Source organism: Brevibacillus sp. NRS-1366, from assembly GCF_050467985.1.
The window spans coordinates 356,788-380,944 of sequence record NZ_JBITPN010000022.1; the positions used below are offsets into that span (position 1 = coordinate 356,788).

The 24,157-nt window shown below is 47.0% G+C and carries 21 protein-coding genes; 5 read left to right on the top strand and 16 right to left on the bottom strand.

All coding sequences use genetic code 11. The features are described 5' to 3' along the window. Window positions 1–9: 9 nt before the first annotated feature. The 5 genes from mutS to miaB all read right to left on the bottom strand — a co-directional run bounded on the left by mutS (window position 10) and on the right by miaB (window position 6,769). Window positions 10–2,583 (bottom strand): DNA mismatch repair protein MutS, encoded by a 2,574-nt coding sequence (mutS, locus tag ACIFQN_RS18440; protein WP_429834485.1) that lies wholly within the window; start codon window positions 2,581–2,583, stop codon window positions 10–12. 87 nt (window positions 2,584–2,670) lie between these two features. Beyond that, a complete protein-coding gene (locus ACIFQN_RS18445; RefSeq protein ID WP_429834486.1) occupies window positions 2,671–3,960 on the bottom strand; it encodes a putative amidoligase domain-containing protein in 1,290 nt (429 codons plus the stop codon). Window positions 3,961–4,101: 141 nt separating this feature from the next. Further along, window positions 4,102–4,662 (bottom strand): outer spore coat protein CotE, encoded by a 561-nt coding sequence (gene cotE, locus ACIFQN_RS18450; RefSeq protein ID WP_429834487.1) that lies wholly within the window; start codon window positions 4,660–4,662, stop codon window positions 4,102–4,104. Window positions 4,663–4,808: 146 nt separating this feature from the next. Beyond that, window positions 4,809–5,252, bottom strand: a complete 444-nt coding sequence (locus ACIFQN_RS18455; protein WP_429834488.1) for a RicAFT regulatory complex protein RicA family protein — start codon at window positions 5,250–5,252, stop codon at window positions 4,809–4,811. A gap of 5 nt (window positions 5,253–5,257) precedes the next feature. Continuing rightward, window positions 5,258–6,769 (bottom strand): tRNA (N6-isopentenyl adenosine(37)-C2)-methylthiotransferase MiaB, encoded by a 1,512-nt coding sequence (gene miaB, locus ACIFQN_RS18460; RefSeq protein ID WP_429834911.1) that lies wholly within the window; start codon window positions 6,767–6,769, stop codon window positions 5,258–5,260. A 312-nt stretch (window positions 6,770–7,081) separates the two neighbouring features. Here miaB and ACIFQN_RS18465 point away from each other — a divergent pair, with 312 nt between their 5' ends. The 4 genes from ACIFQN_RS18465 to cbpB all read left to right on the top strand — a co-directional run bounded on the left by ACIFQN_RS18465 (window position 7,082) and on the right by cbpB (window position 11,288). After that, window positions 7,082–8,323, top strand: coding sequence for an S-layer homology domain-containing protein (locus tag ACIFQN_RS18465; RefSeq protein ID WP_429834489.1), 1,242 nt, complete (start codon window positions 7,082–7,084; stop codon window positions 8,321–8,323). A gap of 174 nt (window positions 8,324–8,497) precedes the next feature. Continuing rightward, a complete protein-coding gene (locus tag ACIFQN_RS18470) occupies window positions 8,498–9,340 on the top strand; it encodes a lipoate--protein ligase family protein (RefSeq protein WP_429834490.1) in 843 nt (280 codons plus the stop codon). 72 nt (window positions 9,341–9,412) lie between these two features. After that, window positions 9,413–10,549: an acyltransferase gene (locus ACIFQN_RS18475; RefSeq protein WP_429834491.1), complete on the top strand. Its 1,137-nt coding sequence runs from the start codon at window positions 9,413–9,415 to the stop codon at window positions 10,547–10,549. A gap of 274 nt (window positions 10,550–10,823) precedes the next feature. Further along, window positions 10,824–11,288 carry a cyclic-di-AMP-binding protein CbpB gene (gene cbpB / locus ACIFQN_RS18480; protein WP_429834492.1) on the top strand — a complete coding sequence of 155 codons (465 nt, stop codon included), beginning with the start codon at window positions 10,824–10,826 and terminating at the stop codon, window positions 11,286–11,288. A 136-nt stretch (window positions 11,289–11,424) separates the two neighbouring features. Here the strand turns inward: cbpB and ACIFQN_RS18485 are convergent, their stop codons facing one another. The 3 genes from ACIFQN_RS18485 to ACIFQN_RS18495 form a co-directional block, all read right to left on the bottom strand. Further along, window positions 11,425–12,507, bottom strand: a complete 1,083-nt coding sequence (locus ACIFQN_RS18485) for a YheC/YheD family protein (protein ID WP_429834493.1) — start codon at window positions 12,505–12,507, stop codon at window positions 11,425–11,427. A gap of 125 nt (window positions 12,508–12,632) precedes the next feature. Beyond that, window positions 12,633–13,310 (bottom strand): class I SAM-dependent methyltransferase, encoded by a 678-nt coding sequence (locus ACIFQN_RS18490; protein WP_429834494.1) that lies wholly within the window; start codon window positions 13,308–13,310, stop codon window positions 12,633–12,635. Then, window positions 13,231–13,980 carry an MBL fold metallo-hydrolase gene (locus ACIFQN_RS18495; protein ID WP_429834495.1) on the bottom strand — a complete coding sequence of 250 codons (750 nt, stop codon included), beginning with the start codon at window positions 13,978–13,980 and terminating at the stop codon, window positions 13,231–13,233. Before ACIFQN_RS18495 ends, ACIFQN_RS18490 begins: the two co-directional genes overlap by 80 nt. A gap of 53 nt (window positions 13,981–14,033) precedes the next feature. Between ACIFQN_RS18495 and ACIFQN_RS18500 the strand changes: the two genes are divergently transcribed. Further along, complete coding sequence (locus ACIFQN_RS18500; protein WP_429834496.1) at window positions 14,034–15,071, top strand: YkvI family membrane protein; 1,038 nt, start codon at window positions 14,034–14,036, stop codon at window positions 15,069–15,071. A 127-nt stretch (window positions 15,072–15,198) separates the two neighbouring features. Here the strand turns inward: ACIFQN_RS18500 and ACIFQN_RS18505 are convergent, their stop codons facing one another. The 8 genes from ACIFQN_RS18505 to recA all read right to left on the bottom strand — a co-directional run bounded on the left by ACIFQN_RS18505 (window position 15,199) and on the right by recA (window position 24,021). Further along, complete coding sequence (locus ACIFQN_RS18505; protein WP_429834497.1) at window positions 15,199–16,065, bottom strand: 2-oxoacid:ferredoxin oxidoreductase subunit beta; 867 nt, start codon at window positions 16,063–16,065, stop codon at window positions 15,199–15,201. Further along, window positions 16,037–17,815 carry a 2-oxoacid:acceptor oxidoreductase subunit alpha gene (locus ACIFQN_RS18510; protein WP_429834498.1) on the bottom strand — a complete coding sequence of 593 codons (1,779 nt, stop codon included), beginning with the start codon at window positions 17,813–17,815 and terminating at the stop codon, window positions 16,037–16,039. Before ACIFQN_RS18510 ends, ACIFQN_RS18505 begins: the two co-directional genes overlap by 29 nt. Before the next feature lie 192 nt (window positions 17,816–18,007). Further along, window positions 18,008–18,946, bottom strand: a complete 939-nt coding sequence (locus ACIFQN_RS18515) for a dipeptidase (protein ID WP_429834499.1) — start codon at window positions 18,944–18,946, stop codon at window positions 18,008–18,010. A gap of 109 nt (window positions 18,947–19,055) precedes the next feature. After that, window positions 19,056–19,316, bottom strand: coding sequence for a stage V sporulation protein SpoVS (spoVS, locus tag ACIFQN_RS18520; RefSeq protein WP_003385776.1), 261 nt, complete (start codon window positions 19,314–19,316; stop codon window positions 19,056–19,058). Between the two features lie 111 nt (window positions 19,317–19,427). After that, window positions 19,428–20,222, bottom strand: a complete 795-nt coding sequence (locus ACIFQN_RS18525; RefSeq protein WP_429834500.1) for a TIGR00282 family metallophosphoesterase — start codon at window positions 20,220–20,222, stop codon at window positions 19,428–19,430. Window positions 20,223–20,382: 160 nt separating this feature from the next. Then, entirely contained in the window at window positions 20,383–21,924 is a 1,542-nt protein-coding gene (rny, locus tag ACIFQN_RS18530; protein WP_429834501.1) for a ribonuclease Y, read from the bottom strand. Between the two features lie 283 nt (window positions 21,925–22,207). Next, a complete protein-coding gene (locus ACIFQN_RS18535; RefSeq protein WP_429834502.1) occupies window positions 22,208–22,849 on the bottom strand; it encodes a RecX family transcriptional regulator in 642 nt (213 codons plus the stop codon). A gap of 113 nt (window positions 22,850–22,962) precedes the next feature. Continuing rightward, window positions 22,963–24,021, bottom strand: coding sequence for a recombinase RecA (recA, locus tag ACIFQN_RS18540; RefSeq protein ID WP_429834503.1), 1,059 nt, complete (start codon window positions 24,019–24,021; stop codon window positions 22,963–22,965). Between the last annotated feature and the right edge of the window lie 136 nt (window positions 24,022–24,157).

Here is a 24,157-nt window from a genome sequence, read left to right on the forward strand (position 1 = left end):
TGACGAATGCTATTTCTTCTTTAACTGTTGCTTCCATGCAAACAGCTTCATCATGGCATCCATGGGCGTCGTTGAATTCAAATCAAGCTCGCGCAGATCAGCTAAGATCTGTTCTTCCTCAGCAGATAAGAGTGAGACAGGCTCTTCTCGTACTGCAGCGACTGGTGCTGCCCATAGGGCTTCGAGTGACATTTGTGCATCAGCAGCTACTGCACTGCTAGCCTCCAGTCCAGATAGAATACTGCGTGCGCGCTCGATTACCCAGACCGGCATTTCCGCCAATTCTGCCACGTGAATCCCATAGCTTTTATCGGCCCTGCCTTCCTCGATCTTATGCAGAAACAACAGTTTTCCATCCCGTTCTTCGCAACGTGCATTTACATTGACGACTCCGCTTAGCGTATCAGTAAGCCCTGTCAGCTCATGATAATGGGTGGAAAAGAGCGTTTTGGCTCCAATTTTTTGGCAAATGTATTCGATTACGGCTTGTGCAAGTGCCATCCCGTCATAAGTAGAAGTACCCCTGCCGATCTCATCTAGCAAAATCAGGCTTCGGTTGGTTGCCTTTTGTAGGGCGTGTCTTGTTTCGAGCATCTCCACCATAAATGTACTGTGTCCGCCTACCAGATCATCTGCCGCCCCAATCCGGGTGAAAATTTGATCGACCAAAGAGAGCTTGGCCTCTTTTGCAGGAACGAAGCAGCCGATTTGCGCCATCACCGTAATTAAGGCGATTTGCCTCATGTATGTGCTCTTCCCTGCCATGTTTGGCCCGGTAATGAGCAATACCTGGCGTTTTGTCTGATCCATCATCACATCATTCGCGACGTATTTTTCGCGTTCCAGCACGGCTTCTACTACTGGATGACGACCTTCCACGATCACGTATTCTCCGGTATCTGTAAATTGCGGACGTATGAAGCCCCGCTCATCACTGACTGTCGCAAAGGCCTGGAGCACGTCCACTGAGGAAATGCGCTCTGCCAAGCTTTGCAGTCGCGGAATATGCAGTGCGATCTCACTACGCACAGCAGCAAACAGCTGATACTCCAGCTCAATCATTTTTTCTTCTGCTTCTAAAATCAAGGCTTCGCGTTCCTTCAGTTCTGGCGTGATATAACGCTCAGCATTGGCCAGCGTCTGTTTCCGCTCGTACCGTCCGGCTGGCACATTGGCGATATTGGATTTGGAGACCTCGATGTAATAACCAAATACTTTATTAAAACCGACCTTCAGTGAGCGAATGCCTGTAGCTTCCCGCTCGCCCTGCTCCAACTGGGCAATCCATGTCTTCCCATCACGACTCGCTGAATGGAGTTTGTCCAGATATTCATCATATCCGGTACGAATCATCCCCCCTTCGCGTACAGAAATGGGCGGATCGTCCACCAGTGCAGCAAGCAGAAAAGCTATAATGTCTGCACAATCATCCATGCCTTGCGCGATCGAGGCCAATACGGGGGAAGCCGTTTGTGTCAAAAGCCGCTTCAACTCCGGTACTGCTTCTAATGAATAGCGAAGCTGGATCAAATCGCGGGCATTTGCATTTCCATACGAAATGCGTCCAGCCAACCGCTCGAGATCGTAGACGTTGTCCAGGCAAGCCCGCACGTCTGCACGAAGCAGCAAATCTCCTTTGAGCGCCTCCACCGCTTGCAAGCGCGCGTCTAGTTCTTCTTGCCTGAGTAAGGGACGTTCAATCCACCTGCGTAACAGTCTTCCCCCCATCGCTGTCTGCGTACGGTCCAGAAGCCACAAGAGAGATCCCTTTTTGGTCTTGTCACGAATTGTTTCCGTCAATTCGAGATTTCGTTTGGAAAAACCGTCCAGCTGCAAATACTGTTTGGCATCGTATTTCCTCAGCAGTCGCATATGAGCCAGACTCCGCTTTTGGGTGGTACCTATGTAGAACAACAAGCCGTTGACTGCCGCTCGCATAGCCATATCCAAATCCTTTGCCTGGTCTCCATATTGACTTTCTGCCGCAAAAGGATCCAACTGATTGCTTTCCACGACGGTATAGGGCAGAACGGACTTGGGCAATGTGGAAAAACCGCAGAACACCAGTTCTTTCGGACGGTATTGAAGTGCCTCATCCAGGACGCTGTCTGCCTCTCCCAGAAGCGATGTTACGTACAGCTCTCCTGTACTCATATCGCAAGCGGCAATTCCTGTCCGACCATCCTGACTTGCCAATGAGACCATGTAGTTATTTTCCTTGTCCGTAAGCCACTTGCCCTCCATCATTGTTCCTGGAGTAATGACACGGGTCACTTCCCGTCGAACAACGCCCTTAGCTTCCTTTGGGTCTTCTACCTGTTCACAAACTGCTACTTTGTGGCCTTTTTTCAACAGCTCTGCAATATATCCGTCTGCGGCGTGATGAGGAACTCCACACATCGGAATCTTCTCTTCGCCGCCTCCTTCCCGACCTGTTAGTGTAATCTCCAGCTCTCGGGACGCCAAAATCGCATCATCAAAAAACAATTCGTAAAAATCGCCTAAGCGAAAAAATAAGAAAGTATCCGGGTAATCTTTTTTGATCGCCAGATACTGTTGAATCATCGGGGTATATTGAGCCATTGGTTTCTTCTCCTAGCCTAGAAATCTCGCCGTTATTATAACATGTTTGGGACGGATTGTTGAATCTGTATCGATCGTTATGAAAACTCAAGAAAGATTCCAAGTCTTGCGCAAATCATCGGTTGCCGGCCAAGTCTCACCTGCCAGTAAATACGAAAAATATCGGTCCAAATGAATTCGGGACAGCAAATAGCCAGGCAACTGCCTTAGTTCATCCCAAATGTCTTGAACATACGAACCCAATGCTTCTTTGTCACCGCGGTAATACGCTTTGATCAACGGTAACTGCAGATGAGGCATCGCACGTAGCTGTGTATGACTCGTTGCCACGAGTCTCGCGAGGTGCAGCACTCCCCGTGTTACATCAGGATGAACGAGCCAGCTCGGCAATGTCCGATACTCAAATCCGTACGCTTTTTCCCGGCAATCACCGAGGTAACCGTATCGCTCTCTGCGCTCTTTGCACCCTGAATCTTCGATGAGCACCAATGGCAGCGCTAGATAAGCATCCAGCTTGCGACGAAGCGAAAAGGTTGCCGTTATTCCGCTAAAATGAATATGCCCCCCGATTGGATAACCAGGAAATGGCATCCCCCCCGCTACCCATTCTAACTTCTCATCTCCTATCTTTTTGTCTGCCAATTGGAGAGCCTCAAGGACATGGAAAAACAGCTCATCAGGATCTTCAGAAGGATCGGGTCTGAGTTCAGCCACTGGATGCTGGTGCAGCGCCAATTCTTCCCGGTATCGGGTCGTATCACACCCGACCTTGCCGCTGACCTTTAAATAATCAGAGGCAAGCGCCATTTCGCCTGTTGATCTTCTGAGTGCAAATTCAGGATCGGCCCCCATTCTCGCAAGTTCTTGAGGTTGCAACCGTAACCGTGACTCCCACCAGTCTCTTGCTCTCTGCCAATAACCATCTGCCTGCTGCTGCAGCCACTCCGGGTCTACCTGAACGACTTTTAATCGGTGAGGTGAAGCTGCCACGATCGTGACCTGTCCAGCATCGATTCCTGCTGCGTAGAGACTGCGTGCAGCTAAGCTTTTCACCACGTGAATTTCAGGGTCGAATGTAGAAAGTGCAACCGGCTGATAATCGGGCTCTTCCAAACGGTGTAGAAGCCATTGTGGTTCTTCCATACTCCTCATTAGGCCCAACACATGATCCTGATACAGACTGACTCGGTACGTCCGCCACCCCGGCTGAGCCTTCCGCGATGACGTTACAGGAATGCCACTTTGTCTGAGCAACCATCGGCCTATCTCAGGTCGGCGCAAAAATTTCTTTGCCTCTTCCGCATTTTCCGAGATCGCCTCTGCCACTCTTGCCCCTGGCTGCAATAAAAGCCGTTTCCCTTTTGCACGTGCAAACATGGCCTTTACCCTCCTCTATCTTCCTTTCGTTATCCTATGTCTGCGCCCAAAAAAGAGTGAGGCAGGATAGCCGGCTTCACTCGCTTAGACTGGATGCAACCGTAACAAAAAAAAGAAAAAGAGGAGATGTGACTCTCCTCTTTAGTCAAGCTCGTCGAGCATTGTGGCTGAATCAAAGTCATCAAATTCGTCACTATTATCCTCATAGTCGCCTAACATATGAATATCTTTGTCATCACAACTATTGCAGACAACAACGCATACCTTTGTTTCCCCAATGATTTCTACCGCAAATTCGCTTTCAACCTTGACAGTGATTGTGCCGCCTCCACTCAACTCGGCTTTGACGCACTTCGGTTGTTCCACGGCGCGAGCGACAATTTCAAGATCGCCCCTGCAGTTTCTGTCGAAGAACGTTAGCGGAACGAGTACGGAGAACTTGACAGTTTCCCTTTTGACTTCAGTTTGCGTGTTATTTGCAAACGAGAACCACAGGTTGACGTCACACGTACCAGATACTTCAACCGCGTCTCCGACTTTCTCTGCCTGGAAGTTCGTGTTTATAATCCAGCATCCGAGGATCGTCGAAGGAGTTTGCGACGGTATGATGGTGTGGGTGGTAGTGGAGAATTTATGGCCTTTACCGCAGACAGCTTTCGCGATTAGTTCCCGGCACTGTAGATCTTTGTCTGTACCCGACATTTCGTTACCTCCTCCATACAACGTTTCTGTACATTTGTATGCAGGGCATTCGGCTAGGGTGCAAACACCCACTTTATTTTGGGAAACTTGTTTGGAAGCTCATTATGACAGCCTTTCGGTACGGTCTTCTATTTTATAGGCCTTACTTAAGAGCAGCAGCCCCCATGATTTTTCGTCTCCGGTCCGCCACCCGTTTCCCCAGTCAACGGATTCCCGCCTGTATCCAGGATAATTCGCTCTGATACTGTATTGGTGATGACATTCGTCACCATCTGCAACAAATCGTTTACGTCTACCTGGGATTGCTTGAACTCCGTTACGATCGGAATAGAATCCAACTCTTCGTGCAGCTGATTGTATTCGCCTTCCACCTTTTTTACCAGTTCAGGCTTGTTGATGGATTCAAACATAACCATCTGCTTTTGCTTTTGCTTCAAGGTATCAATTAATTCTTGCACGCGTTCATTATGCTTGATTTGCAGTTCGGCGCGTTTGAAGAAATCTACTTCATTCGTGCGAGAAATCATGGAAGCCAATTCACGCGCCTTATCGAGAATTTCTTTTTGTGTGTACAGGTTTGTTTGTTCCATTTCAATTACACCTCAATTTTAGTAACAATATCGCCGTGGAGGGTCCACGTTTTGGCGTCTGTAATTTTCACGTGCACATATTGTCCAATCAAAGACTTATCGCCGGTGAAATGAACCAGCTTGTTTGTGCGGGTACGACCAGCAAGGACATCAGGATTGTTCTTTGATTCGCCTTCCACGAGAACCTCTACCACTTGATCCTGCAGCTTTTTATTTTGTTCTAGACCAATGCGAGCCAGAACTTCATTCAAGCGATACAAACGCTGTTTTTTCACTTCCATTGGCACATTGTCTTCCATGACGGCAGCAGGAGTTCCTTCACGTGGGGAATAAATGAACGTGTAGGCAAAATCGTAGCGTACTTCTTCCACCATGGATATCGTCTCTTCAAACTGTTCATCTGTTTCGCCAGGAAACCCGACAATAATATCTGAAGATAATGATACACCTGGAATCGCCGCTTTAATTTTACGCACCAGTTCCAGATAATGTTCGCGCGTGTATTTGCGAGCCATTCGCTTGAGAACCTCTGTGGAGCCTGATTGCACTGGCAAATGGATCTGTTCCACCAGATTGCCTCCGTTAGCCAGCACTTCAATCAAGTGATCGTCAAAGTCGCGCGGGTGGCTAGTCGTAAAACGCACACGCGGAATGTCAATCTTGCGGATTTCATCCAAGAGATCTCCAAAGCCGTACTGAATATCTTCAAAATCTTTTCCGTACGCATTGACATTCTGGCCTAGCAGCATAATCTCTTTAAACCCTTGACGTGCGAGATCACGAACTTCGGCAATTACATCTTCTGGACGTCGACTGCGCTCTTTCCCACGGGTGTAAGGAACTATGCAGTAGGTACAGAACTTGTCACAGCCGTACATGATATTGACCCAGCCTTTTGTGTTTCCTTCACGCAGCTTGGGCATATTTTCGACGATGTCGCCTTCTTTGGACCAGACCTCAATCACCATCTCTTTGCTGAACATCGCATCACGCAACAACTCAGGCAGACGGTGAATATTATGTGTGCCAAAGATCAGATCGACCTGTGTGTAGCTTTTCAGGATTTTACCCACAACCTTTTCTTCCTGAGACATACAGCCGCAAACGCCGAGGATGAGATTGGGGTTATTGTTTTTGAGCCGCTTCATATGACCAAGCTCGCCAAACACCTTGTCTTCTGCGTTTTCGCGGATCGCACAGGTATTAAACAGGATGATATCTGCATCCTCCACATTGTCCGAAGACGTGTAGCCCATTTGCTGCAAAATGCCAGAGATTGTTTCGGAATCATGCTCATTCATCTGACAGCCATATGTGCGAACATGATAACGCTTCCCTTTTCCAATACCTTGCATATCTTCTGGGATCATGAAATCGTAATGGACCTGAATTTCTTCCTTCCCACGCTTTTTCGCATCTTTTAGGGACGGCGCTTGGAAGTATTTTGCAAAGTCTGCTGTAGACTTCGGAGACTTTGCGGATTTTAAGTCCGGAGTCGCCTCTTTCGTTTCCTTCATCATGTATCACCTCAGTAGAAATTATCTTCATTCGTTATCAATAAAGAATTATAGCATTTTGGGCGATACAAAAGCTAATGTATAATGAGGCAAAATATGTACGATTGTATACGAAAACTTGGCTATGCCACCCCTTTAGGCACGGATGAAATCTCTTGTTATTTTTCCAAAGGGACTGGTATTGTGAATTCCTCTCTCCGTCTTTTCTCCTATTTTTTACAAAATAAAGTTGTCCTCTGCAACTTTCCATTCCCATCCAGCGTCTGAATGATTGCGAGACACAAACCAAACAGCAAATATGAGGAGGTTATCATGAAAAGAGCACTAACCCTTTTCCTGTCGGTGTTAATGTTCCTGACTGTAATCCCGTTTGTGAGTGCCGCTTCACCGTCGTTCTCGGACGTTCCACGTAATCACTGGGCGTATAAAGAGATCACTGAAATGGCTGAAAAAGGGATCATTAAAGGATACGACAACAGAACTTTCCGCCCAAATAATGAAGTAACGCGTGCGGAATTTGCCAAGATCATGATTGCCGCTGCTGGCGTCGATATTGACAAAGGATCTGTTAGCCAAACATTTAAAGATGTACCGAAATCTCACTGGGCGTACTACTATGTCGAATATGCGAAACCGTACCTGACAGGCTACAAGTCTGGTTCTACCTATACTTACAAGCCTGATCAGCCTGCTGTTCGCGAAGACATCGCTGTTGCTTTGGTACGACTACTCGGCTATGACCGCAAGTACAAAGCTGACTTGAATCAATTGAAAAAATTTCGGGATGCAGACGATATTTCACCAGCATTGCGCTCTTATATCGCAATCTCCATCCAAACCGATCTGATGAAAGGATCCAATAATTACTTCCGCCCCCAAGACCCGATTACCCGTGCAGAAGCAGCATCCCTTCTCTATCGTGCTCTGTTGAATCGTGATGGCGACGAAACAAAAGTGGTTTTCCCGAACCCGAATCCAAATCCAGAACAACCTAAACCACAACTAATCAGTATTAGCGATTCCTTTTCAGACAGCAATCTGAAAAATTGGGATACCAAAAACGCTGATGGAGACTGGGGAGTTATCAATAAACAAGTAACCGCCGTTTCCACCGACGATGATCTGGACCACTACTTCTTGCCACTCATTTGGGATGAGTCTGTAAATCCTGAGAACTACGAATTGACTGTCGATGTAAACGCGGTTGGTACCAACGGTTTAGGTGGTCTCTTCTTCAACGGCAAGGATGGTAAGGCAAATGTCGTTTATGTCTCCAAAGAACGGGTATATCTCGGCAAGGTAGCGGATGTTGAAGATGACGATATTGACGTAATTGCTTCCAGCTCTTACAAATTAAAGTCAAGCAACCGCTTGAAGGTGATCGTTAAAGGGAGCACCGTTTCGATTTATATGAATGACCAATACTTGTTTGGCCAACAGCAGGTAAAACAAGTGGGTACAAAGTTAGGTCTGTACTTGCAAGGAGATGCGACAAAAGATGCACCGCGCAAGATGACCTATCTGGATAATTTCTCGTTTAAAGAAGTGAAATAACTCGCATAAAATAGTGCCCGACACCCTTTACCAAAACGTGTCGGGCATTCTTATTGCTTACTCCAGAACCTCGGCATCTTCTTCCATCCAGAAAAAAGGATCGCAAAAACCTAGAAATGAACACAGTTCAGTTGTATAATGGTACCTATTCTTGTCCTGTGAAGGAGCCTCATTATGTCATTTTCTGTCAATCAACCTTTTCGTTGGATGGACTCTGGTACCTATCAGGAAAGCCCGCTCGAACCATTGGTCAGAGACGAAGCGCTGGCTGCCAGCATGCAAAGCGCATCACCTGCTCCTGTCATCCACCTGTGGGTGTATGATCAAGCCCTCTATCTAGGCCGCAGAGACGCCAAGCTTCCCCACCTGGAGAGCGCTTTGCATCAATTTGGTAAGGCTGGATTTGGATGCGTCCTACGATCGTCTGGCGGCGCATGTGTACCTCTAGATGCAGGCGTGCTTAATTTGGCCTGTTTGTTGCCGGATACCGCCATTTCTATTGATGCTTTCTTTTCATTTGTCGCGGACCTGCTTCATGTTGGCTTACGTGACTACGGCACCTTGCAATTTGGTGAAGTTGCCGGCTCCTATTGCGCTGGAGAATATGACTTTTCCATACACGGAAAAAAAATCGGTGGAATGGCTCAACGGCGAACACGATTTGGCTCCATTTTGCAGTTATGCATAAATGTCGACGACCGACCACGTGGAGAATGGATGGAACGATTTTATCAGGTTGCTGGACTTCAAGAAATGGACAACCACAAGCCAATCCCTTCTATTGAGGCGTCCACAATTGGGAGCATTGCCAGCTTGACCGGGGAATCTGTCTCTGTAGATGAGGTAAAAGAACGTTTGCTTGCAACGATTCGTACACAGTGGCCCGTCATACCGACTCCTTTTACCGTACAGGATGAGTTACTCTCTGAGTCGCGTCATCACCTGGCGAAACGCTTACGCTTGTTTGCCTATCAGGCAAAAGAACTGGCATCACCAGACTGGCGTTTGCCAGAATAATAACTTCATGGGATCAAAAGCCAATGGTGCATACAATTTGGCACGGAGATTGGCAAAAATCTTGGAGGACATATGAATAGCGATCGAAAGGGGACGTTTCAGGATCTGAATGCCCTTTTTGTTTTTGGGGCTTTTACCGTTTTGGTGATTCACATTCTCGGCTTTTTTATCGCCAACCAAACAGATTATCCTTGGAACGAAAGCGTCGAAGCCGTACTTCTCATTTTGCTCAGATTTGGTCGCTCTTTGTTTATTTTTGCGACTGGAATGCTGTTGTTTTATTGGCATCAAAACCGACAAATGGACTGGCGCTCCTTTTGGACAAAGCGCTGGCGTGTCATCGTGCTTCCGTATATCATATGGACAGCCATTTTTACTGGTTTCAAATTGCAAAGCATTGACCCAGTTGAACTGGCTTATCCATTTTTTCATAGCCTGTTTACTGGAAGCGCTTTTTATCACTTGTATTACATCCCGCTTTACCTACAGCTCAATCTGTTTTTTTGCATAATCAAGCCGTGGTTTGAACGGTACATGAGCTTTCGTGTGGTAACCCTGATCTTTATAGGCCAAATCAGCCTGTACGTAATCTACCGCTACCTGTTTGTGACTCCGCTTTGGAGCATTGATTGGACGGCAAACCAACTGCTTGCTCTTGTCTCGCATAGCTATGTCGCTGGACAAAATTATGTGTTTATGTACCTCTTTACTTTCTCGCTCGGGGCTTATGCAGGGATGAACCTCGAGAAATGGCGTATGTGGACGTATAAGCTGCGCTACCCCGCCTATGGGGTGACTCTCGCTTCTGCTGGTTGGATTGCGATGAGTTACTTGAATGAATCCAAGAGCTATCTGGAGAGCCTAAACATTTTTGATCCACTTTATCTGGTGTATACACTCAGCTTTCTGGTCAGCTTCTATTCCTTTTCCCGCTATCTCGGGAAGCTGCCAGCACTCGGTCCGTGGTTATCCAGGATGGCAAAGCAAAACATGGCTATTTACTTAGTCCATCCACTCATTCTGTTTTTGTTGGAAAGCTACGTGATCTTTCGCTTGGACTGGTCGACTCCGTTGTTGATGGTCGCCATGTTGGTCATTACACCCCCTCTCTGCATTTTTTTGTATAAACATACGCTCGTTTCATATTGGACAGGCATGGTTCACCAAAAGCCAAAGCGCGTCCTACAACCGGAGACTCACAAAGCGTAATACAAGGCTGCATGTTTCCTCCAAACTCCTAATGTAAAAGTCAAAACGATTTTGCATACTAGAAGTAGGGACAACAATTGTTCCACACCTCGATTCATTGCCTGGCTATATGTGCCGGGCTTTTTTTGTCTAAGCAATGCCATTTCTTGCCGTTTCTTCGTGTATGGTTTTTTTATGAAGCCCTATCGTTTGCTCCAAGCATACGGTATCATAGAAGAGAACCACAGGCAGCCCAAATGGCTACCCTAGACGACAGAAAAGGTGGTTGAACCAATTGAGTCAAGATAATCCTTTGCTACATACGCCCATTAAGGATCTGATTATTGCTTCGACGAAAGTAGCACACGTACAATTAGGAAACTCACTGGAGCATGCTCTGCTCGTTCTCATCAAATCAGGGTATTCAGCCATTCCTGTGTTGGACCATCAGTATCACTTGCATGGACTGATCAGCACCAATATGATCATGAATAAGACGTTGGGACTGGAACGGTTCGAATTGGAACAAATGTCTGAACATACCGTCGATGAAGTAATGGATACGAAAATGCCACGCTTGAAAGATTCGGATGAATTTATGAAGGCGTTGGAGGTTTCCATCAATCATCCATTCGTTTGCATCATAGATGATGAGCAGTATTTCCTGGGCATCCTCACACGTAAATCTATTCTAGCTCTAGCGTATCGCCATTTTCGTAATCTGCCTTATCCAGCGGCAGAAAACCAGCAGACGTATTAAAGCAATCAGACGCAACAGACAAAAGACGGGGGCAATTGAAACGGCCGCCGTCTTTTTCTGTGTAACCTTATCCCCTGACTCTCCCCATTCTGAATTGCGTTTGTCTGCTTTCTGTGTGTAGATCCTGTTTCGTTGATCAGGCAAGTTGACGCCTTTTCCCAGCTTTCTGTTCATAAATCAGCGTCTGCGCATATTCCATTGGGTGTCGATAGGTCTGTTTAAACATCGACTTTTCCCCAGCTTTGTAAAAGGAATAGCGCTGATCTCGCACATTGACTTCAATTAAGTACGGATTTCCCTGATCATCGATCCCCATATCCATACCCAAATCCGCTAAAGAATGAAAGTGTTGCCCATATTGCTCCGCGATTTTTACGGCCGCGTCACTGATTCTCTCTACAATCTGCTGGTGCGATTCAGGAGGAAAGGATTCCGCTATGGCTTCCGTCAAGGGAAGGGCCCTACCTCCGCGAGACAAATTGCTGAGCTTATTCTGCCGATTGGCCACTTTTGCTACCAGGCCGCTCACTGTCCATTCCCGTTCTCCATTCTTTTGCACAGAGACGCGAATATCGAATGTCTTTCCACGATAGCGGGCCAGTGGAACTCCCTGTTGAATTAAATACCGCTTATTCCCCACCCACTTACGCACCGTTGCCAATAGCTGATTACGGTTCATCGTTCTCTGCTTGTTGGAGGAAATAAAACGGTATTCACTTCCATGACGCTCAATTCGAGCAACCCCGATTCCTACTGATCCGATCGAAGGCTTGACGTAAACGATCCAATATTTATCCAGGAACTGTCGGAGCTGCTCTGTAGAATAAGGGACTGTCTGAGGCAAGAATGGGCGTATTTGCTGGTTTTTCCACAACATCTGGTGTACTTTCCGTTTATCCCGCACAACCAATCCATTGAATACGGTCTTCTTTTTACTTAGACGCTGGATGGTACTCCGCGCTCTTCCATCGCCAGTCAGCACTCGATTGTGAATTACGCTTGGGATATGGACCAAACGTGGAATTAATCTACTTCCATTCCAAAAAAACCCCTTCACCCTCTCATCCCCTGCCAAGACATGGCGTGGGTGAAAGAAAACGGGCTCTAGCCCCAACTCTTTGCCAATTTCCACATAATAAGGTAGGTGCTCGTAAGACTTGTCTCCATTCATCCCTCTCTGCATAATGCCCCAATCTAACATAATGCCGATTCTGTCCACAAAGATCCCCCTTGCTCCATTCCTCAACATAGGGTATGTGCCACAATCGACAAGGGCGTGCCTATTTTTCGCATGTACTGTCGTAATTTGCGCTTGCCCGGGAAAGGTCGATCTTATTATTCGATTTACACCGTGCGACGCTCGATAGCAAGCAAGAACGGAGCCTGATTTTGCTGATTGGTATACTGGTATTTCAAAACAAGGAATTCGAGCTGACTCAGTGCTTGACAAAAGGATTCCACGGCGTCTTTTTCCACTTCTCCCGCCGCATGTCCCCAGTAAATCATAACAGTCATAATTCCACCAGGCCGAAGTACGTTCAAGCCAGTTTGGATCGCACGAATGGTACTTGCAGCCTGTGTCGTTATTTCCTTATCTCCACCTGGAAGGTAACCAAGATTAAACATGATCGCTCCTGCCCGAATCTTCAGCTTGTCAATTTCTTCGTGGCTGGCAAGTTTCATTTCTACACGATCTGCAAGACCCTCGCGTTCCAAACGTTCTTTTGTTTTTTCAATCGCAAGTGGTTGAATATCAAACGCGATGACTTTTCCTTCTTCACTGACGAGTTGTGCGAGGAAGAGGGTGTCATTGCCATTACCCATCGTCGCGTCAATAACCGTTTCGCCTTCCTGGACACGCTCTCGAATCAGTTTTCGTGCTACTTCCAATACATTGGGAAACATACCTTTTCTCCTCTCAATCTTTCCTTCGCATTCCGTGTTACAAGTCGATTTGCAGGCCAATGCTAGCGACATAACATGTGCCTGTCTGAAAAGCTTCTGCTTGGGCGAAAACCTCATCTTCTTGATAAGAATGGAACAGATGGGTAAGCAGCAGCGAACGGCATGCCAGCGATTGTGCGAGCTCAGCAGCTTGACGCACAGACAAGTGGCCATTTGGCTTTTGCGGCTTGTTGTGATCCAAATATGTACCTTCGCAAATAAATAGGTCTGCTCCCCGCGCAAACGTCTCCCACCGGGTTCCAGGACCGCTATCTGCCCCGTAAACGAGTACGCGGCCATTTGATTCCAGTCTCATTGCATAGCACGGATCCCCGTCACCATGGTCTGTACGTAAATAGGTAATATGCACATCGCCGATGGTCAATGTTGTTTGCTCGTTTACCGGGTGAAATCTTGTTGCATCCCGGTATGTAAGTGCCTGGGCATTGGCTTCTGGAGCCTCCGGTGCGTAGATAGGAAGCGTCCGTGACGCATCACGCTGCCCAAACAATTGATGAACCATAAGACCATACTGGAATACACCGACGTCGGCAATGTGATCATGATGATAGTGCGATAAGAGCATGGCATCAATCTCATACATTGGCAAATGCTTGCCCAGTTGGGACAACACTCCGCTGCCGCAATCAAGGAGGATTCGCACCTTGTTTGTTTCAAGCAAATATCCCGGAGTCGCTCCCCCTGGACCAGGATAAGGAGATTGATAGCCTAAAACGGTAACGCGCATATTCGATTCACTCCTTCTCATAGGATGGAATAAGGTGGGACAGGAGGTTTGAGATGCAAGGATCATGGAGAGCCGCATGGCAGATCGCTTTCACGTATATTGGGACAGTCGTAGGAGCTGGCTTTGCCTCTGGTAAAGAAATCGTCGAGTTCTTTGTTCAATATGGAACACAAGGCTTTGTTGGAATTCTATTGGCCACAGCTCTATTCGTATGGGCAGGGATTCGGATCATGCTGATTTCCTATCGACTTCAGGCTAGTTCCTATCAAGAAGTGAGTACCTATCTCTTTGGGCATCCATTCGGAACGGTATTCAATACGCTTTTGCTCACTGTGTTATTGGGCACAACTTCGGTTATGCTCGCCGCAACAGGAGCTATTTTCATGGAGTCGTTCCAATTGTCTTCCCAGATCGGAATTTGGATAAGCATGGTCATGATTTTCATCGTTACGAGAAAAGGATTGTTTGCCATTCACCATGTGAACAGTATCTTCGTGCCTGCTCTCATCGGCTTTACCTTTCTCGTTTTTCTCCACACGAAGCCATGGGAAGATTCGGCGATCACAGTAGAGTCGCTTCGTCCATTTGCATGGCTAAGTTCCCCCTTTTATTATGTTGCCTTAAACGTCTCACTTACACAAGCAGTTCTTATTCCGATGGGCAGACACAGTAAGGGTGAGCAGCCTTTGATCGCCGGCGGCATACTCGGTGGTCTTGGAATCGGCCTATTACTGCTGCTCGCTTATTTCTCGTTATCGGTAAAAATGCCGGGTATCCAACAAGCGGAAATGCCTATGATCGCTTTATTGCAAGGAGCAGGGCGAGGAATCCCTCTCCTATTTTCCTTGCTCGTATACGCAGAAATCTTTTCTACACTGGTAGCGAATGTATTCGGTCTCTCCGAACAACTCCGCCAGGTGACTCGATTACGTGGCCCCACCATCCTCCTGGCGATCCTAGCAATCAGCTATTTTATCAGCTTCATCGGTTTTAGTTCCCTGCTGCGTTTTTTGTATCCCCTATTCGGTCAGTTAGTCGTCTTTTTCCTCGTCATGTTAATGTATCGACAATGGCGCGGTCGAACGTATTGAACAAAAAAACCTCTCCACAATGGGAGAGGTTTTTCATCGTACAGATAAGAATTTATAAAATTCTTATCCAGTATGGGCAGCTGCGACTCCGCCAAAAGGCATGGCGTAGCCAGGTTTTCTAAAAACTTTAAGCAAATTCTGCAACCAGTTTCGCGAAGTCTTCATCGGACAGGCGGATGTCTTGATTAGCCAAGCCTTCCGCTTTAAATCCGTTAACAAGTGCTTCGTAAGGTTTTTGCTCAGTGTTTTGATAGATCAGACCTGTGACCAGACCTTTGTGTTGCATCGAAGTGGACATCGCCTTGATACGATCATGAGGATCATATCCTTCGATTGTATCTACAGGAACGATGTTCTCTTTGAACCAGTCGTATGTGTTCACTTTGTTGTACGTTACACAAGGGCTGAACACGTTGATCAGAGAGAAGCCTTCGTGTTGGATACCTTTTTCGATCAGTTCAGTCAAGCCCTTCAGATCGCTGGAGAAAGATTGGGCAACAAAAGTTGCGCCAACAGACAGCGCCAATTCAACTGGTGAAATGGAAGACTCGATGGAACCAGCAGGTGTAGACTTGGTCACGAAACCAGTCGCGGAACGCGGGGAGGTTTGACCTTTTGTCAGACCGTAGATTTGGTTATCCATTACGATGTAGGTTACATTCATGTTACGACGGATTGCGTGTACCGTATGACCCATACCGATCGCAAATCCATCACCGTCACCACCGGCAGCAATTACTGTCAGCTCGCGGTTAGCCATTTTCACGCCTTGTGCGATTGGCAGGGAACGACCATGGATACCGTGGAAACCATAGCAGTTGATGTAGCCGGAGATACGACCGGAACAACCGATACCGGAAATAACTGCCAGATTTTCAGGTTCCAGGCCTACGTTTGCCGCAGCGCGTTGAATCGCCGCTTGGATGGAGAAGTCTCCACAGCCTGGGCACCAGTTTGGCTTAACGTTATTTCGAAACTCTTTCATAGTCGCCATGTTTTACCAGCTCCTTCACTTCAGCATAGATTTCCTTCGGCAGGAATGGGTTACCGTCATATTTCAACACAGATTCGATTTTCTCTGCGTTTCCAATGTGTTGTTTAAGCAAGTTGGTTACTTGCGCTTGGATGTTGTGTTCTACGACAACCACTTTTTTCGCTTTATCCACGAGTGCTTTCATTTGTTCAGCAGGGAATGGATGCAGCAAGCGGATTTGAGCATGGTTAACTTTCATGCCCTCTTTCTCCAAACGGCCTTTTGCTTCTTGGATGGTTCCGATCGTGGAGTTAATACCTACCACCAGAACATCAGCATCATCATGAGGAGCATCTGCTGTTACAGGGTTTTTGAACGTTTTCAGTACGCCTTCCATTTTGCGCATACGCTTATCCATTTGTTGGATACGGTTTGCAGCATTCTCAGATGGACGACCAGTTTGATCATGCTCAACACCTGTTACATGGTGCAGACCGTATTTTTGACCCGGAATTACACGAGGAGAAACGCCGTCTTCGGTTACTTCATAACGTTTGAACAGGTCGTTTTGCTCTTTTTCTGGCAATTCTTGTCCAACAAGCAGTTTACCACGACGGATTTCTACTTGGCTGTAGTCAAAAGGAACAACGGTTTGTTTACCCAAGGAAAGAGTCAAGTCTGTCATCAGGATAACTGGCAGTTGGTATTCTTCCGCAATGTTAAACGCTTCCACTGCATCATAGAAGCACTCTTCAACTGTGCTTGGCGTGATAACAACTTTTGGGATGTCACCATGTGTACCATAAATCATCGCATTCACATCAGACTGCTCGATTTTGGTTGGCATACCTGTAGATGGACCACCACGTTGGGTGTTTACGATTACTACTGGGGTTTCTGTAATACCAGCCAGACCGATTGCTTCCATCATCAAGGACAGACCAGGACCTGCAGATGCAGTCAAGGCACGCGCACCAGCAAAGTTTGCACCGATTGCCATTGTGACCGCAGCGATCTCGTCTTCTGTCTGGATTACCGTTCCGCCCAATTTCGGCAGCTTTTTAATCAGATATTCCATTACTTCTGATGCTGGGGTAATTGGGTACGCTGGCATGAAACGGCAGCCTGCGGCTACAGCGCCAAGAGCGATTGCATCATTACCAATCAGGAACAATTGCTTTTGTGGGTCTGCTTTGTCCAATTGGAACTCAGGCAGTTGACCACCAGTCAATTCGTTAACAAATTCAAATCCGCGACGAATGGCATCCATATTCTTTTCAACCACTTTTTCGCCTTTGCGGAGGAACATATCTTCAACAATGACTCGGTAACTTTCCACTGGAATGCCGAGGATCGCACTGGACGCACCGATCGACACCATGTTTTTCATCAGGGAAGTACCCAGCTCGTCTGCAATCTCAGATAGTGGTACAGTGAAGAAGCGAACTGGCTTCAAACCGTCCGGCAACTTTGGATTAAATTTGGCATCCGCGATGATGATACCACCTTCGCGCAATTCATGCCCATTAAAATCGATCGTCTCCTGATCGAACGCTACGAGAATGTCCAGATCGTCGGAGATCGCGCGCATAGGTTGTGTACTCACGCGAATTTTGTTGTTTGTGTGTCCACCCTTAATACGGGAAGAGAAGTGACGATAGCTATACAGATGGTAGCCCATCCGGTTCATCGCCATCGAGAAAATCTCACCAGTACTCTCGATGCCCTCCCCTTGCTGTCCTCCAACTTTCCAAGAAAGTTGACTAATCATTCAGATTCCACCCTTTCAGTGACTGTGAGAAAAAGCGCTCATCCTACCTGAGAAAGATTGATAAGATGTGACAATTCTGTGCATAGACAGTAACATTGTAGTCCTGTCCATGTGAAATTGCAAGTGCTTTTACTCAACTTACTTTTGACCTGAATTTTAATGTTGAACTTGGTACATTAATATCCTCATGTATTATTGTAGCACGTTTCCGAAAACACGCAACCAATTTCCGTGCATAAATTTCATTACTTCCGCCTCTTTATAACGCACGAGCAAAGCTTCCAGTAACTGGGCGTAACTACCCGCAGTCGTAAGGTCTCCAAAGGTCTTCGTAATCCCGTCGAAATCGGAACCAAATGCCACGTGATCAACGCCTCCCAGTGCGCACACATGGTCCAAATGACGCAAGAGATCATCTATCCATACAGTCCGTTCTTCGTTTACAGTAAAAAAGTCTACGAACGTCAGTCCCATGACTCCATCGCCCGCAATCAAAGCGCAGATCTGTTCATCCGTCAGATTGCGTGGATGGTTGCATACTTCTCTTGCATTTGAATGAGACGCGATGATGGGTGCTTTGGATAACTCAAGTACATCCCAAAAGCCGGGATCAGCTAAATGAGAGACATCAATGATCATGCCCAGTCGATTCATTTCTTCTATTACAGTGCGTCCGAAAGCCGTCAACCCCCCTGGATTGGGTTCTCCACTTCCGTCTGCCACGGCATTCCCGTGATTCCAGGTCAGTGTCATGCCACGAACGCCTAGTTGATACCACGTGCGCAACTGCACGAGACTTTCTTCAAGCGCATGGGCTCCTTCTACAAACAGAATAGCCCCTTTCTGCTCCTTTAATACCCTCTCGTCCAAATCAGCCTTGGTATAGATCGGACGGAATTTTTCGGATGCTACCTTCTCATAAAACACGTCAATCATTTCTAGTACCGCATGAAATCTGCGTCCGTAGGGCACATCAGTCGGAACAAAACAGGCAAGCACCTGTATATCCACATTCCCTTTTAATAGTTCAGGAAAACCTGCCTGGAGCAGCTTGTCCTCTTTATAGAAGTCCAAATTGGGATTTTTCCACAACTTGCACAGTACATCGCAATGCCCATCAAAGATTTTCATGCCCATCTCTTCTCATCTACTCCTTTTCATATGCAAGCATACCTTTAGACAAACGAAAAAACCTGTTCATTCTTCGAACAAACAGGCAGGCGAAGCATTACTGATTTTATTATCTGGGCTCTACGATTAGCTTGATAGCGGTTCGCTCTTCTCCATCAATTACGATGTCGGTAAAGGCTGGAATACAAATGAGGTCAACTCCACTCGGCGCTACGAACCCTCGTGCGATAGCTACGGCCTTCACAGCTTGATTAAGCGCCCCAGCGCCTATAGCTTGAATCTCGGCAGCACCGCGTTCACGAAGAACACCGGCAAGGGCACCAGCAACGGAATTGGGGTTAGACTTTGCTGAAACTTTTAATACTTCCATCCTTTTGAACCTCCCGTCTGATAGGAATCCTGTCATCATTAGAATGATATTCGCATAACCCCTAAAAATTCCTGCTAACTCGCATGAAAGATTCAAAAAATTCTAATCTTATTATTCCATAAATGGATGGTCGACGTCAATTCTGATTCGCTCCAGTTTTTTCGCATTCCCTGTCGTCTTATCCAGCGTGATCGAAACAGCATTCAATTGCGCTGGATCTGGAGCGACTTCAAACCGGACAGGCAACTGCGTCAAAAACTTTTTGATTACTGCCTCCCGCTCCATCCCCAAAATTCCATTACTTGGACCGCACATTCCTACGTCACACAAAAATCCGGTTCCTCCCGGCAAAATGCGCTCATCTGCAGTCTGTACATGCGTATGTGTTCCAACTACAGCACTCACTCTTCCATCCAAATACCAAGCCATCGCCTGTTTCTCGGATGTCGCTTCTGCATGAAAGTCTACAAAAATCAATTTCGTCCGTTTTCGTGCTTGCTCTATGAGTTTGTCAGCCGTTTGAAACGGACAATCCAAAGGCGGTAGAAAGGTTCGTCCCATTAAATTAATCACGGCTAATTCGCCTTCTGATTGCTTAATGTATGTAATTCCTTTTCCAGGTGCCCCCTGTGGGTAATTCGCAGGACGAATCATACGTGGCTCGTCATCGATAAACTCAAAAATCTCTTTTTGATCCCACGTGTGATTGCCGAGTGTAATGGCATGAACGCCACCCTCGAATAGCTCCTTGGTGATTTTCTCCGTAATACCTCGACCATGAGCGGCGTTTTCTCCATTCGCAACGATAAAGGTTGGCCGGTATTTTCTTTTGAGAAGTGGTAAATATGTCTTTACAATCTCCCTGCCTGGTGAACCCATGATATCTCCAATAAACAAAAGTTTCATTTCACTCTCACCTCAATGCTAGTATACACAACTACTTTACACGTTAGATTAGAAAACCTGGCTACGCCATGCCTTTCGGCGGAGCCGCGGTTGCACTTATACTGGATAGGAATTTTATAAATTCCTATCTGTAAAAAAAGTAAAGTGGCCGATAGCCACTTTACTTTGCATACTCAACTGCCCTAGTTTCACGGATTACCGTCACTTTGATGTGACCCGGATAGTCGAGTTCATTTTCAATTCGTTTGGTGATCTCCCGTGCAAGACGGGTAGCTTCCGCATCGTCAATCTTTTCAGGCTGTACCATTACGCGAATTTCGCGTCCCGCTTGAATCGCATAAGACTTTTCTACGCCATCGAACGACTCAGAGATTTCTTCCAGTTTCTCCAAACGTCTGATATAAGTTTCCAATGTCTCACGGCGTGCACCTGGGCGTGCAGCAGACAAGGCGTCCGCAGCTCCCACGAGCATGGCAATGACGGAGGTTGGTTCGGTATCACCGTGGTGAGAAGCAATGCTGTTGACAACCACTTGATGCTCATTGTACTTCTTAGCCAGTTCTACACCGATCTCTACGTGAGAACCTTCCACTTCATGGTCGATCGCTTTTCCGATATCGTGTAGGAGACCTGCACGTTTAGCCAGTTTGACGTCTTCTTTCAATTCTGCCGCCATCAAACCTGCGAGATGCGCTACTTCCATTGAGTGTTTCAGCACGTTTTGACCGTAACTCGTACGATAGCGCAAGCGTCCTAAGATCTTGATCAGATCGGGATGCAAGCCGTGTACGCCCGTTTCAAACGTTGCTTGTTCACCGTATTCACGAATTCGTTCGTCTACTTCGCGACGTGCTTTCTCCACCATTTCCTCAATACGGGCCGGGTGAATTCGTCCGTCTGCGACCAGTTTATCCAAAGCCGTCTTAGCGATTTCTCGACGAACCGGATCGAAGCCAGACAGGATGACTGCTTCAGGGGTATCGTCAATAATCAGATCGATACCAGTCAGCGTCTCCAGTGCACGAATGTTTCGTCCCTCGCGTCCGATAATTCGTCCTTTCATCTCATCGTTTGGCAGCGTTACAACAGAAACGGTCGTTTCCGCTACGTGATCCGCAGCACAACGTTGGATGGAGGTCGTGATAATCTCGCGAGCACGCTTGTCCGCTTCTTCCTTGGCTTGTGTCTCGATCTCTTTGATCATCACAGCCATTTCATGGCGAACCGTGTTTTCCACGTCCGTCAGAATGATGTTTTTCGCTTCATCCTGCGTCAAGCCGGAAATGCGTTCCAACTCTGATACTTGCTCTTTATATAAGTGCTCTACCTTGCTTTGCAATTCTGCGATGGCACGGTCGCGCTCGGACAATTCTTCCTCTTTGCGCTCCAACTGTTCCATCTTGCGGTCCAACGACTCTTCTTTTTGGAGGATTCGTCGTTCCTGACGCTGGATCTCGTTGCGTCTCTCACGCAACTCGGTTTCTGCTTCAGAACGAAGCTTGAACACTTCATCCTTGGCTTCCAGCACCTTTTCCTTTTTAACGGCTTCGGCGTCCCGTTTCGCTTCTTCTACGATCTGATGTGCAGCTTCTTCTGCACTAGAGATCTTCGCTTCCGCAATGGATTTGCGAGTGAAGTAGCCAGCACCCAAACCGATAAGCAAGGCGACGAGCACAATGACAACTGTTAGTATAGGATCCATAGGCTTTTTCGTTTCACCTCCTTATTGTAAGACATCTCCCCGCTTTCCAAGCATTCGTTTTTCATGGAGTGCCGCTGTCGGTTTGCTCTCACTTTAGAACATTCGACTAAAAAACAAGACCGATATTACTCGGTCCGCTGAATCCGCACATAGTACGGGTGTTCAGTTGTTCCACAGGCAACGAGTGAGCAAATCGAAAAAAGTTATGATACACCAAGTAAATACAAACCTATTTTATTATTTGTGAACAAGAATTGTCAAGATCATGCAAATAGAGTCAACCCTATCCATCGCTTCTCTGACGCAATTCTCCACGAATCTGTTGCACAATCGCATGAGAGAATCCTTTTCGCATCAGCATCGACAATAATTTGCGTTCTTCTTCGGGAGTAGGTGGGCCCTGCAGTCGTCTCGCTTTTTTCTCTATCAATGCTCTTGCCGCTTCTAGTTCAGCCTCTCTGGAGACGCCTTTCACCGCATCCTCTACGATCGACTTCTCCACTCCACGCTGCTGCAGCTCCATGCGCAGCATATAGGGACTTCGCGGTTTCAAGCGCAAACGCTCATCTACCCATTGCTTGGCGAAAGCCTCATCATTTATGTACCCTTGCTCCTTGCACCTTCGGCATATCTCCTCAGCTATCTGGGCTTCAAAGCCTTTCTCTAGCAAATAAGACTGCAATTGGCTACTTGTACGAGGCCGAATACCAATGTACCGAAGCGCCGCCAAAAACGCCTTGTGCTTCTCCTCGGCCACTATCACTTCCAGGTAAAACACTTCATCTACTTCTGTACCTTTAAAGAGATTGTACTTTACCAGTATGTCTTCATGAACAGTAAACGCATACTCGCCTTCTAAATCAATGTGATAACGCTGCTTTTGTTTGCTGTCACGGTGAACGGATGTAATCTGCCCACATCTCATCGCTTCTCCCTCCTTCCTCTCCATAACGGAAACCTGATGTACGTATCACCTTTCCTGCACGGTAACAAAACAGCCTGTCTCGACGACAGGCTGTTGATTGGGATTTGCGTTTACTACTCTAGATCAAATGCAGGCTCTTCGTCTTGCTCTGGATCAATCTCCGGTGCTACCTCTGGAACCGATCCTGGATTGAGACTGAAGTATTCCCGAACCTTCGTTTCAATTTGAGACGCGATGTGTGGATTCTCTTTCAAGAAGACTTTTGAATTCTCACGTCCTTGGCCGAGACGCTCCTCGTTGAAGGAGTACCAGGCACCGCTCTTTTGTACCACGTCAATCTCTGAACCGATATCGAGAATGCTTCCTTCTCTGGAAATTCCTTCGCCGTACATGATGTCAACTTCTGCGACCTTGAACGGAGGAGCTACTTTATTTTTGACTACCTTGATCTTGGTCTTACTACCCAAGATATCGTTCCCGACCTTGATGGACTCAGCCTTGCGTACATCGAGACGTACACTCGCGTAGAACTTCAGTGCACGTCCACCCGGTGTAGTTTCAGGGTTACCGAACATGACGCCTACTTTTTCACGAAGCTGGTTAATGAAGATGGCAATCGTTTTCGACTTGTTGATTGCTCCAGAAAGTTTGCGCAGTGCTTGAGACATCAGACGAGCCTGCAAACCTACGTGGGAATCTCCCATCTCGCCCTCGATCTCAGCTTTTGGCACAAGTGCCGCAACGGAGTCAACTACGATGATATCTACCGCTCCAGAGCGTACCAGTGCCTCCGCAATTTCCAGCGCTTGCTCACCTGTGTCCGGCTGAGACAGCAGCAATTCATCAATATTGACACCCAGCTTAGCAGCATAAACCGGATCCAGTGCATGCTCGGCATCGATAAAGGCAGCTTGACCGCCTTGTCTTTGTACTTCTGCAATAGCGTGGAGTGCAACGGTTGTTTTACCCGAAGACTCTGGACCGTAAATTTCAACAACCCGTCCTTTTGGGAATCCACCTACGCCAAGAGCAATATCAAGAGCTAGTGCACCACTAGATATTGTTGAAATTGAAACGTTGGATACTTCCCCCAACTTCATAATGGAACCTTTACCGAACTGCTTTTCTATCTGACGCAATGCACTCTCCAAAGCTGCGCGACGATCTGACAAATGGTACACACCCTTTCAACATTCGCTTCTGTTTTGCTTGTCTTCATCATACATCGAGACAGAAGGGTTTGCCAAGTATTTTTTGCGAACAAATATTCGCATGCAAATAAAACAGCCATTTCCTGGATTTTTACCA